The sequence below is a fragment of the Yoonia sp. SS1-5 genome, from assembly GCF_038443705.2.
GTDB lineage: Bacteria > Pseudomonadota > Alphaproteobacteria > Rhodobacterales > Rhodobacteraceae > Yoonia > Yoonia rhodophyticola.
Genome location: NZ_CP151767.2, coordinates 798,689 through 815,593, shown reverse-complemented (window position 1 = coordinate 815,593; position 16,905 = coordinate 798,689). Strand labels below are relative to the sequence as shown.

The window sequence follows — 16,905 nt, the reverse complement described above, 5'->3', positions numbered from 1 at the left end:
CGCGGTAACGCATGTGCTGGCCCGGTGTCTGACCGCCGGGCCAGTATGAAAATCCAAAAAGGGGGGACAGACATGGCCGCGAAATATGAACCCGCAGGTCCCATCGGCCGCGCCGTTGATACGTTCGAGGAAACCGCGATAGCCGTTCTTTTGGGGCTGATGACCCTTTTGACCTTCGTGAATGTGGTTTTGCGCTACGGTTTCAACCTGTCCATCATCTGGAGCTTGGAGGTCGTGCTGGTCATGTTCGCATGGCTGGTGCTTTTTGGAATTTCCTACGGCTTCAAGATCACCGCGCATCTGGGTGTTGATGCCATCACCAACCTGTTGCCCGAAGGCGCGCGCAAGGTGCTGGCACTGATTGCCGGTGCGTGCTGCATTGCCTATGCCCTGTTGTTTCTGAAAGGCGCCTGGGATTATTGGGCGCCATTTGCGGATCTTCCCCCCACAACAGGGAGTTGGTTCCCGACCGGTTTTGACACAGCCGCCAGAGGCCGCAGTTTCTTTGAAACGGATCAGATCCCGATGCCTGAATGGCTGCGCTTTCTGGAAGACTGGATCAATTATGGTGAGCGTTATTCGAAAATGCCCCGGATGATCCCCTATACGATCCTGCCGATTGCGGCCCTCTTGATCCTGTTTCGGATCTGTCAGGCGGTCTGGCGCGTGTGGACCGGCGCGGCAAGCAGCCTGATCGTCAGCCACGAGGCCGAGGACGCGGTTGAAGAGGCTGCAAAGCTGAACAAGGGGAATGAAGCGTAATGGAAGTTGTCATTCTTTTTGCCCTGATTATCGGTCTTTTGCTGATCGGGGTGCCGATTGCGGTCGCACTGGGGCTGGCCTCGATCATCTTTCAACTGGCGTTTTCTGATACGTCGCTCGCCTCTGTGGCGCAGTCGCTCTATCAGGCCATGGCCGGCCATTATACGCTCTTGGCGATCCCGTTCTTTATTCTGGCTTCGTCTTTCATGTCCACGGGCGGGGTGGCCAAGCGGATTATCCGCTTTGCCATCGCCTGTGTGGGCCATTTGCAAGGCGGATTGGCGATTGCGGGTGTTCTGGCCTGTATGATGTTTGCGGCCTTGTCCGGCTCTTCGCCGGCAACGGTTGTGGCGATCGGGTCCATTGTGATCGCCGCAATGACACAGGTCGGCTATTCCAAGGAGTTTGCAGCAGGGGTCATCTGTAATGCCGGCACATTGGGCATTCTGATCCCGCCATCCATCGTGATGGTTGTCTATGCGTCTGCGACGGATGTTTCCGTCGGGCGGATGTTTCTGGCGGGCGTCATCCCAGGCATTCTGGCCGGGACGATGCTCATGGTGGCGATCTATATCATCGCCCGGATGCGGAACATGCCCAAAGGCGAATGGCGCGGCTGGGGCGAGATTTTTGACAGTTTTCGCGATGCGGCCTGGGGTTTGTTGCTGATCATCATCATCATGGCTGGCATCTACGGCCATCCTTGGGTGCGCTTTGACGGCGGCAGCTTGATTTACTGGCGCGGGGGGGCCTTCACCCCGACCGAGGCGGCAGCGGTTGCCGCGGTCTACGCATTTATTGTCGCCTCGTTCATCTACCGGGATATGGGGCCGCTGGCCACGCCCGAGGGGGAACGCCCGATTTCGCTGTTCCGCAAGCCCTGGGCGCTGGTGACGGCCTTTTTCCACAATGACACGCGCAAGACCCTGTTCGAGGGCGGCAAACTGACTGTCACGCTAATGTTTATCATCGCCAACGCGCTGATCCTCAAACATGTGCTGACCGACGAACAGATCCCGCAACATATCGCCGAGGCGATGCTGGCCGCTGGTCTTGGACCTGTGATGTTCCTTGTGGTGGTCAATGTGATCCTGCTGATCGGCGGGCAATTCATGGAGCCATCCGGCCTGATCGTCATTGTGGCCCCGCTGGTCTTCCCGATTGCAATCGAGCTGGGGATCGACCCGATCCATCTTGGCATCATCATGGTGGTGAATATGGAGATCGGGATGATCACACCCCCTGTGGGCCTGAACCTGTTCGTGACATCCGGGGTCGCTGGCATGCCGATGATGGCCGTGGTCAAGGCAGCGCTGCCATTCCTGGCCGTGCTGTTCGTCTTCCTTCTGATGATCACCTATATCCCGGCGATCTCAACATTCCTGCCGATCACCTTCATGGGGCCGGAAATCATTGTGAACTGACGATACCGCGTGACCCGCGTCATTGGCGCGGGTCCCCGGCATTGCGATACCTCAGCTTGCTTCCAATGCGCTGATGATGGGCGAAAAATCAGCCGCCTTCAGGCTTGCGCCGCCAACCAGCGCGCCATCGACATTGGGAATGGCAAAAATCTCGGCCGCGTTGCTGCCTTTGACAGAGCCGCCATATAGGATGCGGAACTCTGCGCCGTCGCTGAACCTGTCTGTCAGACGGGCGCGGATATGGGCGTGAACTTCTGCAATCTGCGCGGCTGTCGGGACTTTGCCGGTGCCAATGGCCCAGACAGGCTCGTAGGCGATGACGGTATTCCGGGCGGTTGCCGCATCCGGAACCGAGCCCGCCAATTGCGTGTCGATCACGGCAAGTGTCGTGCCGCCCTCACGTTCGGCGAGGGTCTCGCCGATGCAGATCACGGCGGTCAGCTCGGCGCCATAGGCCGCCTGTGATTTTGCCGCGACGATTGCATCGGTTTCGGCGTGATCGGTGCGGCGTTCCGAATGACCGGTCAGCACATAGCTGGCACCGGCATCGGCCAGCATCGCAGCGCTCAGATCACCGGTATGGGCGCCCTTGGCATTTGCATGACAGTCCTGGCCGCCAATATCGAACAACGTCCCCTGTGCCGCCCCGATCAACGTGGCGGGGGGACAGATCAGGATATCAACCGTCGCGTCAGAATGGGCTGAGGCGAGCGTTTCCAGCTCGGACAGATCAGCACGCAGCCCGTTCATCTTCCAGTTTCCGGCGGCAAGTTTGCGAGGCATGTCAGCGATCCTTTGTTCTTCGGTTCACCCTTTGCTATCAACTCCATAGCAGAACGGAAAGGGTGGCCATGACTGATCCCACGATCCCCCGGATCGACGCCAAGGCGTTGTTGGCAGGCGCGCGTGACGTCGAACAGGTTGTCGCGGATGCGGCCAGCGATGTGGGGTTTCTGATCATCGAGAATACGCCATTCTCAAAGGCGCGCATGCAGACCCTGTTATCGGCTTATCACCAGTTCTTTACGCTGCCATCAGCGCAGAAAGAGGCGGTGAACATTGCGCGCACCGGATCAAACCGGGGCTGGGGGGCGTCTGGCGCCGAACAGGTCGATCCTGACGCGAACCCCGACTACAAACAGTTTTTCGATTGTGGGCTGGAACTGCCGGCGGGTGATCCGCTGACCGCGTTAAGCTGCTATGCGCCAAATCAGTGGCCGGAAATGCCGGACGGGTTTGCGGCATTGCTGCAGACCTATTTCACCGATGCCTGCGCCTTTTCGCTTGATGTGCTCTGCGCCATCGTGAAGGCGATTGGTGAAGATCAGGGCTATTTCCGGGACAAATTCGGCACGCCCATGGCGCTGCTGCGGGGAAATTACTATCCGACCCGTCCTGCCTGGGCCGGCGCAAAGGATTTCGGAATTGCGACCCATACCGATTATGGCTGCCTGACATTGCTGGCCACAGATGGATCGGACGGGCTGGAGGTGCGCAAGCGTGGCGGCGGCTGGATACCTGTTGCCGCAGCACCGGGCGCGTTCATCATCAATTTTGGCGAGATGCTTGAGATGTGGACCAATGGCCGGATCAAGGCCACGCCGCACCGGGTAGTGGGCACATCTGCTGAACGGATATCCATTCCGCTATTTTTCAATCCTGATCATGATGCAAATGTGGCGCCTCTCGGCTCGGGCCGGGTGATTGACGCACGCACGCATCTCGATGCCCGATACGCGGAAACATACGTGCATCTCAGCACCGTTTAGTCCTGCTGCAGAAACCTGATCGCCCAGCCGCAGGCCTCGGCCGGTTGATCCAGCGCGTCATCCGGCAGGGACCAATAGGGCATATTGTGAAATTGCGCAGAGCCTTGTTCGGCAAGCGCCTGTGCCATGTCAGGCGTCGTCTTGACATAAATACGCCCTTCGCTGCTGACCAGCGCAAAGATCGTACCGGCGTGATACAGGCCCAGCCCGCCGAACATCTTGCGGGTTGTGACTTGACCCAGGTCACTGAACAGATCCGTAGCAAAGGCAATATCAGCGTCAGAGACGCTCATGATTTTGCGGCGATGCTTTCATCGAACTTGATGGATTCACCGCAGCCGCATGCATCCACGACATTCGGATTGCGGAATTTGAAACCAGCCTCAAGCAAGGACACTTCATAGTCGATTTCGGTGCCGAACAGGAACATCTGCGCCATTGGCGCAATCATGACGCGGGCACCGTCGGTTTCGACAACCTCGTCATGCGGGTCGACTTCGGTCACGTAGTCCATGGTATATTCCATCCCCGCACAGCCGCCTTTCTTGACGCCGATGCGCAAGCCCTGATGGCCATCCTTTTCCATCAGCTTGGCGATCTGTGCCGCCGCCTTTGGGGTAATACTGACGGCCTGCTTGCCGGGAATGCCGAACATATCCAATCTCCTTTGCCATGTAATTAGGGCAGGGTGGGCACCCGCACAAGGGATCGCGCGCAGATGTGACTATCTGCCTGCCGGTTACCGGCGCGGTGTGACCAATAGCGCGGGGCTACATGAACCCCAGTTCAAGGCGGGCTTCGTCTGACATCATGTCCATGCCCCATTGCGGCTCGAACGTCATTTCGACATCCACCATCTTGACCCCCGGCAAGGGCTCGATCGCATCCGCGACCCAGCCCGGCATTTCGCCTGCGACCGGGCAGCCCGGTGCGGTCAGGGTCATGATGACATTCACGGCGTTATCTTCTTTGATATCAATCGTGTAGATCAATCCCAAATCGTAGATATTCACCGGAATTTCAGGGTCATAGACAGAACGGCAGGCCTGCACGATATCCTCGTACAGCGGATGATCGGTGGTCGAGGGCGCAATCAGCGGCGCACCTTCCATCTGGGCATTCGTCTCGGTCATGTATCCGGCATCCTTATTCCTGAGTGAAGATATAGGGATTGCAGGGAACGGCGTAAAGGGGAGGGGCGTGTCGCGTTTCGTGCTCAGCGCGACCCGCGCAGGGCTGCAACCGCCTGTGGCGTCGTTGCCCATACGCATCCGGCAGGGGGTGGAATGGGTGCAACCTCTTGCCAGTCAGCCGGGCTGGCCGTGCCCCATGAGGGGTAGAAGTCCTCAGGTGCGGCTTCGATCCAGCCGCGCCAATGGCCAAAGAAAGTAGCGTCGTCCAGGATGTCGCTGGTCCAATGGCAGGGCGGTCCGGCCAGTCCCATGGCTTGTGCAAATGCCGTCTGGCCCTGAACGCTGCCATCCGCAAACACAGTGCGCCAGTCAAAACCCCGGCTTTGCGGATCAATATGGCGCAAATCAAGGTTTCGTAACGCGCCACCCAGATGGATGCTGCCATTCAGCCGTGCGTTGGAATAGAGATGCCAAAGGTCCCCCCCATCCAGTAGCGTCTTTTCGATCAAGGTTTGTTCCAGACTGGCATGGGCAAATACTGCCCTTTCCATGGAAAAAGAGGACAGGCGGGCAAGCTGCAGGTCGGCGCGGCCGAAATCGGCATCCGTCAGATAGCTGCGGTCAAAATGGGTCCAGCGCAGTTTCGCGCCATGAAATGACGCGCCGCGTAATGCCGCAAATTCCAGCATCGCACCGCGCAGATTTGCACCCCCGAAGAAAGCGCCTTGCCCCTCGACCCGGTTCAGACGCGCCCAGTGCAGCGCGACATTTCGCAGATCCGCCTGACGCAGGTTTGCCCAATCCAGATCAACGCCTTGCATCTGCGCAGACCCAAGATCGGCCAATCGCAGATTTGCATCGCGCAGATTGGCGGCCTGCAATTCGGCGTTGCGCAGATCGGCCCCTTCCAGATTAGTCTGTGACAAATCCAGCCCTGCCAGAAAGGTGCTGCGCAGGTTGGCACCACGCAAATCAGGTTTATCGCGGCCGGGCCGGTGCCATTCGGGTCGTCGTAGGGGGGCCAGCACCGATTTGCGCCTGTCCCAGAACTCTGCATTGAAATCCCGATCATATTCGCCCGTTGTCCCACAGCCCGGCATAGTCGATTTGCCACACCAGTCGCGCAGCGCCTCAGCGCGGACCAGATCATAGGGCAACCAGTCCCGTGGCCGCTCGACCAGTTCCTCGCCTTCAAGATCAATCTCGGCCAGCGTCCACAGCCGGTCCCAAAGCGGGGATGATTGCTGCGCATATGTCGGGACCGCGCGCAACTTCCTGACCATGCGGTCGCCATCGTCGCTGCGCACCTGCAGCTCTGCCAACTGGGTCATCCACGGGGCTGGATCGGTTGTGCGGAAATAGGTCGGGGCCGCAAGGGCCAAAGCGATCAGGACGGCAACGGATCCGGCCAGAATGGGCCGACCGGGCGGTTGGTTTCGCACCATCCGATGCCACATGGCCACAAGGCTGGCAATCGCCGTCAAGGTCATGGCGGCAAGGGCCATGGCAGCCAGACCGGTCATCATCAGATCCCGGGCCACCGCCGAAAGCCACCAGGCCATCACACCAATCACAAGGCCAAGCCCCCAGGTCAGCAGAAAGTTCAGCAAGGCGGCCAGCCCTTCCAATGGGCGCCGGTCTGTACATCCATCCGCGCGCCGCTGGTTGCGCAGCCACAGGGCGGCATCGACCACCAGCCAGGGTGGGATGGCACGGCCAAGCGGGGCGCCTTTGACCTGTGGGGGCGCATCGCCCAACGCATCCCAAAGCCTGATCAAATAGAGGTGAAAGTAAATGTAGTTGGCCGCCACAAGGATCGGAGCGGTCCAGAAAAAGAAGCGGGTCGGCACCGACACGCCGATCAGGGGCAGTTGGGTCTGTCGGTCATAGCCGTAAAAGTCGATATGGTCGAACCCCAACAGCGTGACACCCACGAACAACAAAACACCCAGCAACGAAAACCAGGTCGTGCGGGTGTTCCTGGTCAGTTCGGCAATGCGGGCAATCGCATCTTCCGCCGAAACCTGCGGGGTCGTAGCATCATCGCTCATACCCGGCAGGCTGAACCGCCAAGGGCGTCAAGGCAAGTAGGGTGATCCAGACTGCCGATATCCGTGATCAGGGCGGCCCTATTCCAAGACGATGATTTCCAGCGGCTCATCATACCAGACGCAGCCATCGGGCGGGGGGATGGGGGCAACATCGCTTGGCAACAGGTCATTGAAGTTCACGACATTGAAGTTCGAGACATAAATGCCGTCGTCATATTCGATGGCGGTGTTCATCCAGCCTGCCCAACGGCCCCGGAATGTCTGGTTGTCAAGCACCTCGTCCGCCCATTGGCAAGGCGGGGTATCCAGGCCGAGTGCGTCCATCAATCTATCGCGGCCCTTGACGCTGCCATCAATAAATACATTTCGCCAATCCAGTTGACCCATTTCATGGATTTGTGACAAATCAATATTGCGCAATGCTCCGGCGTGGCGGCTGCCAGTCACGATCGCATCGCGCAGCGGTTCTTCGCCTGCTAACGATGGTCCGGAGATGTAGGCGATGCTGAAATCGGCGCCGGTCATATCAGCGCCTGCGAAATCGGCGCCTGTGGCCTGAATACCTGCAAGGTTCGCGCCGGCCAGATTGGTATCATGCAGGACTGCCCCATCCAGAACGATCTCTGACAGATTGGCGCCCGCCAGATTGGCCTCGGCAACCGATCCATTGCGCAGGGTGGCATAAAGGAAACTGACGCCGCGCAGGTCTGCTTGGAAAAAATTCACCTCGTCCAATTCGGCGGCTTCAAATGTACTGCCGGTCAATATGGCCCCATCAAAGCGGGCATCCCGCAATTTGGCGCCACCGAAATCCGCGCCGGTCAGATTGGTAGGTATAGATTGGTCGAAACCAAGAAGACTCTTATCAAAAACGGCTTGTTCCAGGGTTGCGTGTTTTAGATCTGCATGTTGCAATCCGGCACTGGCGAACCGGGCAAGGGAAAAGTCAGCATCGCTGAAATTGGCCCCCTGCGCGTCGGCAAAGTCCAACTCTGCCTCCAGCCCGGTCGTGGCGCGAAGGTCGGCCGCAACCAGCACGGCAGAATTCAGTCGTGCCGCATCAAGCCGCGCGCCATTCAGATTGATCCCGGCGAGAAATGCGCCGGTCAGGTTGGCCCCGCGCAGGTCGGGTTTGCGCCGGTCTACGCGATGCCAGGTGGGCCGTTTGAGGCTGGACAGGGCCGCGCGTTGCCGGATCCAGAATTCATCGTTCATCTGCTTGGCTTGTGCGGGGCTATAGGCGCAATCGGCCACCCCTTCGGTCTTGCACCAGTCGCGTTCAAAATCGCGCCGTTGCAGGGCGTATGGGACCCAGTTGCCGGGGCGCTGCACGATGTTTTCGCCTTCCAGATCAATCTCGGCCAATGTCCATAAACGTTCCCAAAGGCTGGATTGCCGCGTCGCGTAAAAATAGCCGTACTTTTCCCAGGCGTCTCCTTGCGTGAAGGTTTCCGTTCCGTCCTCGTTAATGATTATGGCGGCGGAGGAGGCGCTTTCGATGACCCCGTACGTCCAGGGCGCCGGGTTGACGGTGCGGAAATAGGTGGGGCCGATCAGCATGATCGCCACAACAGCTGAACAGATCGTGGCTGACACAGGTTTTACCGGCTGCTGATTACCGCCCATCCGATGCCACATCGCCATGAAACTGGCCACTGCGATCAGCGTCATGCTGATGACGGCGATCACCGCGAGGCCTGTCATCATCCAGTCGCGTGCGACGGCTGACAACCACCAGGCCATCACCCCGATCCCCAGGCCCAACCCCCATGTCAGCCCAAAGATCAAAACAGCGGCCAAGCCTTCGAGGGGGCGCATATCTGTACTGCCATCCACCCGGATCCGGTTGCGCAACCAAAGGGCCGCATCCGTGACCAGCCATGACGGGATGGCGCGGCCCAAGGGCCGGTCCTTGACCCGTGCGGGGGCCTCGCCCAAGGCATCCCAAAGCCGGATCAGATAGAGGTGAAAGTAGATGTAGTTGGCCGCAACCAAAAGCGGCGCGCCCCAAAAGAAGAACTGCGTTGGCACAGCAACACCGACCAAGGGCAATTGCGTCTTGCGGTCATGGCCATAGAAATCCACATCCTCGACCCCAAGCAGGGTGATGCCCAGAAAAAGCAGGACACCCAGCAGGGAAAACCATGTGTTCCGCGCGTTATTTGTCAGCGAGGCGATCCGCTTGATCGTGTCCTCGCCAGACGGCTTGCCAGCGGCTGCAACCTTTGCGGCCGTCAAGGCGGGCCTGATCCGTGATTTACTCATAAGACGCAACGTGTACCGGGGGTTAACGCTTGGCAAGCGTTTCGTTGACGTAAGGGCAGTTTTGCGGGTCCGTCCGGCTGTCTCAGGGGGTAAGCGGGCCGGTTGCCCATGCGCAGCCCGGCGGTGGGGGGATGGCGGTTACATCTGCCCATTTTGCAGGGGCGATCCCGGCCCAATTGTACATCAGATCGCTGGTCGGATCGGGGTTGAGCGCCAGCCAGCCACGCCACCGGCCATAAAATGTGGCATCATCCAGAACCGCATTGGTCCATTGGCAGGGGGGCGTGGCAAGCCCCATGGCGGCGGTCAGCCGATCCTGACCTGTAACGCTGCCATCGACAAAAGCATTGCGCCAATCAAGCCCGGCGATGACCGGGCCAGCGGCAAAATCGACTTCTCTGACCGCACCGCCCTGATTGCGTGTTCCTGTGATGGAATGTTCAGCCTGCAGAATATCGGCTTGTGGCCATCCGCCGCCCGTCTCTGGGCGCAAGATATCAAATGGTGCGATCGAAATGCCCTCTATCCACGAGAAACTCAGATCCGCGCCGGACATGCTGACGCCGTTCAGCACGGTGCCATCAAGCCGCGCCCGGTCAAGATTTACGCCCGCCAGCTTTGCGGAACTCAGATTGGCCCGTGTCAGCACCGCATTTCCAAGCCGCGCGCCGGTCAGATTTGCCGCATAAAGCAAGGCATCTTGCAACTCCGTGCTGGCCAGATTGGCGTTCTGCAAATTGGCGGTGCTCAAATCGGCATTGGACAGGACGCTATGGGTCAGGTTTGCGTCTTGCAGATCGGCAAACACCAGCGTCGCGGCGCGTGCGTCAGCCTCGCGCAGATCGACAAGCTGCATTTGCGCCCCCGAGACATTGGCGCCCCGCAGATCGGCCCACTGAAAATTCGCCCGTTGCATGACCGCGTCTTTCAGCGATGCAGCGCGCAGGTTGGCGCCTGCAAGGTTTGCAGCCTGCAAGCGCGCATTGTCCATGACCGCCCCCCAAAGCTGCGCATCCGTCATGTCCGCCCCGTTCAGCGAGGCGTCTTCAAGGTCGATGCCCTGCAATGCGGCTTCTTCCAGTATGGCCCAATCCATGATGGCACCGCTCAGGTCTGCGCCACGCAATTCCGCCTCGCTCAGATCTGCGCCGTGCAGCATCGCGCCATCCAGATCAATGTCAGCCAAGAAGGTCTCGCGCAGGTTCGCCCCGCGAAAGTCCGGCTTGCGCTGACCGGGGTTATGCCATTGCGGGCGCTTCAGAAACGCCAATGTGGAATCCTGCCGGTTCCAGAACTCTTCGTTGATGGCGTCCGCATGTGCCCCCAAAACCGCGCAATCGTCGGGGGCTTCGCGCGCGCACCAGCCGCGTTCGAACTCTGCCCAGACCAGCCCGAATGGCAGCCAGTTGCCCGGCTTTTCGACGATGTTCTCACCCTCAAGATTGATCTCGGCCAAGGTCCACAGCCGGTCCCACAATGGCGTTTCGTGATCTGCGTAGATCGGGGTGACAATCTCGGCATCGACCAGTTGCCCGCTTGCTGCGTCCCAGACCCGCATCCGTTCCGTTTCCATCATCCAGGGTGCGGGATCGACTGTGCGGAAATAGCTGGGTGCGGCAAGGCAGAGGGCGGTAAAGAGGGCCGCAAATGTGGCGCCCACCGGACGCCCGGGCATCCTGTCCCTGACCATACGGGACCAGAGCCCGGCAAAGCTTGTCACTGCCGTCAGCATCATGCCCGACAATGCCAACGCGGCCAGCCCGGTCATCATCGCGTCCCTTGCCACGCCTGACAGCCACCAGGCCATGCCCCCGATCAGCAAGCCCAGGCACCATGTCAGGGCAAAGTTCAGCACGGCGGTCAGACCTTCCAGCGGACGCGTATCGGTGCAGTCATCCCCCCGCGCCAGATGTCGCAGCCACAATGCGGCATCCGTCACCAGCCAGGGCGGGATCGCCCGGCCAAGAGGTTCGCCCCCGATCCGCGCCGGCGCGTCCCCCAGTGCGTCCCACAGGCGGATCAGATACAGATGAAAATAGACGTAGTTGGCCGCAACAAGCAGCGGGGCGGTCCAGAAAAAGAAGATCGTCGGCACCGAGACCCCGATCAGCGGCAAGGCCGTCTGCCTGTCATAGCCGTAAAAGTCGATATGCGCGAACCCCAGCAGGGTCACCCCGACGAAAAGCAGCACACCGAGGAGCGAGAACCAAGTCGTGCGCGCATTCTTGCTTAACGCTGCAATCCGGCCCAGATGGTCCGGCGACTTGCGGTGATTGGGCAGGGTGGGCGCGGGCCGTAATCCTGCCGGGCGGGTCCGTTTGATTGGCATGGATGAAACCGTGGCGGCGTGCAGGTCTCTTGGCAAGTGGGGGATTTTGTACCATGAGGCGCGTCATGAGCTTTTCATTTGATCTGCGCGCCACTGATGGCGCCGCCCGTACCGGGACTATTCATACGCCGCGTGGCGATATCCGCACCCCTGCCTTCATGCCAGTGGGGACGGCTGCAACCGTCAAGGCGATGATGCCGGAAAGCGTGGCTGCCACCGGCGCTGATATCCTGTTGGGGAACACCTATCACCTGATGTTGCGTCCCACTGCCGAACGGATCGACAGGCTGGGCGGGCTGCATCGGTTCATGAACTGGGACAAGCCCATCCTGACCGACAGTGGCGGTTTTCAGGTCATGTCGCTGTCATCCCTGCGCAAATTGACCGAAGAAGGGGTGACCTTCAAATCGCATATTGACGGGTCAAAACACCACCTGACCCCCGAACGCTCGATGGAGATCCAGAAGCTTCTGGGGTCCGATATTGTCATGTGCTTTGACGAATGCCCGGCATTGCCCGCTGATCGCGACCGGATCGCGCAAAGCATGGAATTGTCCATGCGCTGGGCGCAGCGATCCCGCGACGCATTCGGGGACAGGCCCGGGCACGCGCTGTTCGGGATCCAGCAGGGCGGGCTGGAGGAAGACCTTCGGGCGCAGAGCGCGGCAGCCCTGCGCGAGATTGAATTTGATGGCTATGCGGTTGGCGGTCTGGCCGTGGGCGAGGGGCAGGAAGCGATGTTCAAGGTTCTGGACTTTGCGCCTGCGCAGCTTCCCGTTGATAAGCCGCGCTACCTGATGGGGGTGGGCAAGCCCGACGATATCGTTGGCGCCGTCAAGCGCGGCATCGACATGATGGATTGCGTCTTGCCAAGCCGGTCGGGGCGGACCGGTCAGGTCTTTACCCGGCGCGGGGTGGTCAACATCAAGAACGCACGACACGCCGATGACCCGCGACCGCTGGACGAGGCCTGCACATGCCCGGCCTGTGCGCATTATTCGCGGGCCTATCTGCACCATGTCTTCCGGGCGCAGGAGATGATTTCCGGCATGCTGCTGACATGGCACAACCTGCATTACTTTCAGGAGATCATGGCAGGGATGCGGGCGGCGATTGCGGATGGGGCGTTTGCGGCGTGGGAGGCGGATTTTCACGCCGAACGTGCCTTGGGTGACATCGCACCCGTCTAATATGCCAATCTGCGATTCGCAGCATATGCGCCGCTTTCACCAGCGACCGACGCCGCGACGCAGCTTGAGGATGCAACGCGTAAACCACAACGCGCCTTGCGTGTTTTACAGGGCGTTAAACGCAAATATCGGAACCAAAAGTGCGGAAATCCCCACCTGCGCCGCCGAAAATGTTCCCCTAAGGTCAAGGTATAAAGAGTACCGTGAGTGACACATTGGTTAATTGGTAACGGTGACAAGTGTGAGCGGCCAGCATCTGTCTGGTCGCTCATTTCGTTCTTTTTTGCCTGATTTCGGGTCGCCTGACCGCGACAAACCGTATCAAAGCAGCAGAATCTTCATATTTTATTGTTTGTTTGCTTGCGGTAGATGGCGGGGCAGGGGCAGGCTGTCGGTAAAACGCTGATGTTTGGTTGACTCGCTGCATCACCGCCCCCACATGTTGATGCCAAGCGGAGATGCATCATGTTGCTGCGAATGCGGGACAGGCGCATCTTGCCAAAAAAGGAAAAAGAGCATGCAAGAACCGTTGAGTTCATCCTATCCCGTCCTGCCGCTGCGCGACATCGTGGTGTTTCCACATATGATCGTGCCGCTTTTTGTCGGCCGGGAAAAGTCGGTCCGCGCCCTCGAGGAGGTGATGCAGGACGACAAGCAGATTTTGCTGTCAAGCCAGGTTGATCCCGGTCAGGACGACCCCGATCAGGACGGAATTTACAAGGCAGGCGTTCTGGCCAATGTGCTGCAATTGCTGAAACTGCCCGATGGCACGGTCAAAGTGCTGGTCGAAGGGCGCAGCCGTGTCCGCATCACCTCGTTTATCAAGAATGACAGTTTCTTCGAGGCCTCCGCCGAATACCTGACCGAACTGCCGGGCGAGGCAACCGAGGTCGAGGCGCTGGTCCGCAACGTGTCGGCGGAATTCGAGCGCTACGCAAAGATCAAGAAAAACATCCCCGAAGAGGCGATGGCCGCTGTCGGCGAAGCGACAGAACCTGCCAAGCTGGCCGATCTTGTGGCCGGGCATCTGGGTATCGAAGTAGACCAGAAACAGGGTTTGCTGGAAACGCTGTCAGTATCGGAACGCCTCGAGAAGGTTTTCGGCATGATGCAGGGCGAGATGTCGGTGCTTCAGGTCGAGAAAAAGATCAAGACACGCGTCAAGACGCAGATGGAACGCACACAGCGTGAATACTACCTGAATGAGCAGATGAAAGCCATTCAGAAAGAGCTGGGCGATGGTGAGGACGGCCAGAACGAAGTGGCCGAGCTTGAGGCGAAAATCGCCGAAACCAAGCTGTCCAAGGAAGCCAAGGAAAAGGTTGATGCAGAGCTTAAGAAGCTCAAGAACATGTCGCCCATGTCCGCCGAGGCGACAGTTGTGCGCAACTACCTAGACTGGATATTGGCTGTTCCGTGGGGCAAGAAATCCCGCACCAAAAAGGATCTGAACAACGCGCAAAAGGTGTTGGACAACGACCATTACGGTCTTGAGAAGGTCAAGGAACGAATTGTCGAATATCTGGCGGTGCAGCAAAGGTCGGCCAAGCTGAAAGGCCCGATCATGTGCCTTGTTGGACCACCCGGCGTTGGTAAAACATCGCTTGGCAAGTCGGTTGCGAAAGCCACGGGGCGCGAGTTTATTCGCATCTCGCTTGGCGGCGTGCGCGATGAAAGCGAAATTCGCGGTCACCGCCGGACATATATCGGATCCATGCCCGGCAAGATCATTCAGGCATTGAAAAAGGCCAAGACCACAAATCCGCTGATCCTGCTCGACGAGATCGACAAGATGGGTCAGGATTTCCGTGGGGATCCCGCATCGGCCATGTTGGAAGTGCTTGATCCGGAACAGAATTCGACCTTTGTCGACCACTATCTCGAGGTTGAATACGACCTGTCGAATGTGATGTTCCTGACCACGGCAAACTCTTACAACATGCCGGGCCCACTGCTGGACCGGATGGAGATTATTTCGCTCTCGGGCTACACCGAGGATGAGAAAGTCGAGATTGCCAAGCAGCACCTGCTGCCGAAGGTCATGAAAAATCATGGCTTGAAGGACAAGGAATTCAGCGTTGCAGATGATGCCCTGCTGTCGATGGTCCGCGTCTATACCCGTGAGGCGGGTGTGCGGAACATGGAACGCGAACTTGCCAAGGTCGCACGCAAGGCCGTCACCAAGATCGTCAAGAAAGAGGCGGATGTCATCGCGGTCACCGCGGCCAATCTTGATGATTTCCTGGGCGTCGAAAAGCACCGCTTTGGTCTGGCCGAGGAAGAGGATCAGATTGGCGTCGTGACCGGTCTGGCCTGGACAAGTGTTGGTGGCGAACTTCTCAATATCGAGGCGTTGCGGTTGCCGGGGAAAGGCCGAATGAAAACAACCGGTAAACTGGGCGATGTGATGAAGGAATCCATTGACGCAGCCTCCTCATATGTGCGTTCGATTGCGCCGGAAATTGGTGTGAAACCACCAAAATTCGATACGATCGACATTCACGTCCACGTGCCGGATGGTGCGACACCCAAGGATGGCCCCTCTGCCGGTTTGGCGATGGTCACGTCGATTGTGTCTGTGCTGACGGGCATTGCTGTCCGCAAGGATATCGCAATGACGGGCGAGGTGTCCTTGCGCGGGAACGCGATGCCAATTGGCGGTCTGAAGGAAAAGCTGTTGGCTGCATTGCGCGGCGGCATAACAACCGTGCTTATTCCCAAGGACAATGCCAAGGACCTGCCGGAAATTCCCGATAACGTGAAAGAGGGTTTGACGATTATCCCCGTTTCGCACGTGTCCGAAGTGTTGGAACATGCGCTTGTGGCCAAGCCGGAATCGATTGATTGGGATGAAGCGGCCGAAGAAGCGGCAGCTGCCGCAGCGCTTAAGGCCGGTGCAGAGGGCGAAGGCGCCCGCACGCACTAACAACCGCCCCATGAAAACCAAAAGCGCGCCTGTTCACAGGCGCGCTTTTTTGTTTCGTGGCATCATAGCAAAACACTGCATCTAAACCGATTTGCAGACGGCATGCGGCAACCTATCAGGGCGTTTACGTGATGATCCCGCGCCGTTGCCCCAAGGCGTCAGCGCCGGCATGCGGCCCGTTAGGCGGCCGACAGTTGTCACCGGTCCCCAATACGCACGGGGGTCAATATACCATCCGCATGTGCCTTTTCGATTTTTCTTGCGTTGGTTCTGGTAACAGAACGGCTGTTATGGGTTGGGTCCGGCTTTTGCGCAAACCGTTTGATCATCTCAATTTGAAAGGCAAGTTCATGCGCGCGGTCAGCCAGTTTTGACCCGAAAGTTGCGATTGGCCTGCTATCCTGAAACAGGCCGACGCGGGCTGCATCGCAAATATTCAGGATCGGCAACGACAGATCCGACAACACAAGCGCCGATATCCGTTCACTGTCGTCAGCCAGGCTGTGGCCAAATCCGACATCGCGCTGAAACGCATTGTTGACGCCGCCCAGAAAAAAGCGAAAGCGAAACAGGATATTACAAACCTGTCCGCCATTCTGGGTTGCAACGATTTGCGCGCCCGACAATGTGATGCCCGGCGCCTCGATCACGAAATCGGGCAAGGACAGGATCTGGATCGGATCCTCGCGATCTCGAAGACAGGCGCGCAACCCTTCGGCAATTGGGGCCACAAAGACATCTTCAATTGTAACGCCACGCCCGAAAGACGTCCGGTTGCGGAACCGACTGCCGATGATTTCACATGACCGGACTTCTGGTTCGCGCTCAGCCTCCAGGTGCAGGTTAATCATGAATTTGCGCGGGGTCGCGTCCCCGATCGAGCGGTCCTGCATCATTGTTATTCTACGCTCCGCGCACAGTTTCATGTTTGCGGTAGATACTGGGATAAAGACGTAAAATAGCCGTAAAGGCGGAAAACGGAGCGATTAACAAAACCTGAATGAATGCGCCCGAATGCAGGGGGCTTTTGGCACAAATGTCTTGTATCCATCACGC

Annotated in this window: 13 protein-coding genes; 5 read left to right on the top strand and 8 right to left on the bottom strand. The window is 58.7% G+C overall.

Going from position 1 to position 16,905, the window contains the following annotated elements; genetic code table 11:
- The first annotated feature begins 72 nt into the window (after positions 1–72).
- Both AABB31_RS05540 and AABB31_RS05535 read left to right on the top strand, forming a co-directional pair.
- Positions 73–762, top strand: coding sequence for a TRAP transporter small permease (locus AABB31_RS05540; protein ID WP_342075451.1), 690 nt, complete (start codon positions 73–75; stop codon positions 760–762).
- On the top strand, positions 762–2,186 hold the full coding sequence (locus tag AABB31_RS05535) for a TRAP transporter large permease (RefSeq protein WP_342075452.1): 1,425 nt from the start codon (positions 762–764) through the stop codon (positions 2,184–2,186). The genes AABB31_RS05540 and AABB31_RS05535 overlap by 1 nt, the downstream gene beginning before the upstream one ends.
- Positions 2,187–2,237: 51 nt before the next feature.
- Here the strand turns inward: AABB31_RS05535 and tpiA are convergent, their stop codons facing one another.
- Positions 2,238–2,969, bottom strand: coding sequence for a triose-phosphate isomerase (gene tpiA / locus AABB31_RS05530; RefSeq protein WP_342075453.1), 732 nt, complete (start codon positions 2,967–2,969; stop codon positions 2,238–2,240).
- A gap of 68 nt (positions 2,970–3,037) precedes the next feature.
- On the opposite strand from tpiA, the gene AABB31_RS05525 reads away from it, so the two are divergent.
- Positions 3,038–3,955, top strand: coding sequence for a 2-oxoglutarate and iron-dependent oxygenase domain-containing protein (locus AABB31_RS05525; RefSeq protein ID WP_342075454.1), 918 nt, complete (start codon positions 3,038–3,040; stop codon positions 3,953–3,955).
- Here the strand turns inward: AABB31_RS05525 and AABB31_RS05520 are convergent.
- The 6 genes from AABB31_RS05520 to AABB31_RS05495 all read right to left on the bottom strand — a co-directional run bounded on the left by AABB31_RS05520 (position 3,952) and on the right by AABB31_RS05495 (position 11,733).
- The gene (locus AABB31_RS05520) at positions 3,952–4,248 is read right to left on the bottom strand and encodes a TfoX/Sxy family protein (RefSeq protein ID WP_342075455.1); all 297 of its coding nucleotides are present in this window, start codon (positions 4,246–4,248) and stop codon (positions 3,952–3,954) included. The genes AABB31_RS05525 and AABB31_RS05520 overlap by 4 nt on opposite strands.
- Entirely contained in the window at positions 4,245–4,610 is a 366-nt protein-coding gene (locus AABB31_RS05515; RefSeq protein WP_342075456.1) for an iron-sulfur cluster assembly accessory protein, read from the bottom strand. Before AABB31_RS05515 ends, AABB31_RS05520 begins: the two co-directional genes overlap by 4 nt.
- A 115-nt stretch (positions 4,611–4,725) precedes the next feature.
- Positions 4,726–5,088 (bottom strand): SUF system Fe-S cluster assembly protein, encoded by a 363-nt coding sequence (locus tag AABB31_RS05510; RefSeq protein WP_342075457.1) that lies wholly within the window; start codon positions 5,086–5,088, stop codon positions 4,726–4,728.
- A gap of 83 nt (positions 5,089–5,171) precedes the next feature.
- The gene (locus tag AABB31_RS05505) at positions 5,172–7,139 is read right to left on the bottom strand and encodes a pentapeptide repeat-containing protein (RefSeq protein WP_373635509.1); all 1,968 of its coding nucleotides are present in this window, start codon (positions 7,137–7,139) and stop codon (positions 5,172–5,174) included.
- A 78-nt stretch (positions 7,140–7,217) separates the two neighbouring features.
- Entirely contained in the window at positions 7,218–9,404 is a 2,187-nt protein-coding gene (locus tag AABB31_RS05500; RefSeq protein WP_342075460.1) for a pentapeptide repeat-containing protein, read from the bottom strand.
- Positions 9,405–9,486: 82 nt separating this feature from the next.
- Positions 9,487–11,733, bottom strand: coding sequence for a pentapeptide repeat-containing protein (locus AABB31_RS05495; RefSeq protein ID WP_373635508.1), 2,247 nt, complete (start codon positions 11,731–11,733; stop codon positions 9,487–9,489).
- 65 nt (positions 11,734–11,798) lie between these two features.
- On the opposite strand from AABB31_RS05495, the gene tgt reads away from it, so the two are divergent.
- Entirely contained in the window at positions 11,799–12,923 is a 1,125-nt protein-coding gene (tgt, locus tag AABB31_RS05490; protein WP_342075462.1) for a tRNA guanosine(34) transglycosylase Tgt, read from the top strand.
- A gap of 517 nt (positions 12,924–13,440) precedes the next feature.
- Entirely contained in the window at positions 13,441–15,849 is a 2,409-nt protein-coding gene (lon, locus tag AABB31_RS05485; RefSeq protein ID WP_342075463.1) for an endopeptidase La, read from the top strand.
- Positions 15,850–16,046: 197 nt separating this feature from the next.
- On the opposite strand, the gene AABB31_RS05480 is transcribed toward lon, so the two are convergent.
- A complete protein-coding gene (locus AABB31_RS05480; protein WP_342075464.1) occupies positions 16,047–16,745 on the bottom strand; it encodes a hypothetical protein in 699 nt (232 codons plus the stop codon).
- Positions 16,746–16,905 lie beyond the last annotated feature (160 nt).

Bases quoted from the DNA above. Each gene is read 5' to 3' on its own strand.
- AABB31_RS05510 (WP_342075457.1), bottom strand. From the start codon at position 5,088: ATGACCGAGACGAATGCCCAGATGGAAGGTGCGCCGCTGATTGCGCCC.
- AABB31_RS05535 (WP_342075452.1), top strand. From the start codon at position 762: ATGGAAGTTGTCATTCTTTTTGCCCTGATTATCGGTCTTTTGCTGATC.
- AABB31_RS05505 (WP_373635509.1), bottom strand. From the start codon at position 7,139: ATGAGCGATGATGCTACGACCCCGCAGGTTTCGGCGGAAGATGCGATT.
- AABB31_RS05495 (WP_373635508.1), bottom strand. From the start codon at position 11,733: ATGCCAATCAAACGGACCCGCCCGGCAGGATTACGGCCCGCGCCCACC.
- AABB31_RS05515 (WP_342075456.1), bottom strand. From the start codon at position 4,610: ATGTTCGGCATTCCCGGCAAGCAGGCCGTCAGTATTACCCCAAAGGCG.
- tpiA (WP_342075453.1), bottom strand. From the start codon at position 2,969: ATGCCTCGCAAACTTGCCGCCGGAAACTGGAAGATGAACGGGCTGCGT.
- AABB31_RS05500 (WP_342075460.1), bottom strand. From the start codon at position 9,404: ATGAGTAAATCACGGATCAGGCCCGCCTTGACGGCCGCAAAGGTTGCA.
- AABB31_RS05525 (WP_342075454.1), top strand. From the start codon at position 3,038: ATGACTGATCCCACGATCCCCCGGATCGACGCCAAGGCGTTGTTGGCA.
- lon (WP_342075463.1), top strand. From the start codon at position 13,441: ATGCAAGAACCGTTGAGTTCATCCTATCCCGTCCTGCCGCTGCGCGAC.
- tgt (WP_342075462.1), top strand. From the start codon at position 11,799: ATGAGCTTTTCATTTGATCTGCGCGCCACTGATGGCGCCGCCCGTACC.
- AABB31_RS05520 (WP_342075455.1), bottom strand. From the start codon at position 4,248: ATGAGCGTCTCTGACGCTGATATTGCCTTTGCTACGGATCTGTTCAGT.
- AABB31_RS05480 (WP_342075464.1), bottom strand. From the start codon at position 16,745: ATGATGCAGGACCGCTCGATCGGGGACGCGACCCCGCGCAAATTCATG.
- AABB31_RS05540 (WP_342075451.1), top strand. From the start codon at position 73: ATGGCCGCGAAATATGAACCCGCAGGTCCCATCGGCCGCGCCGTTGAT.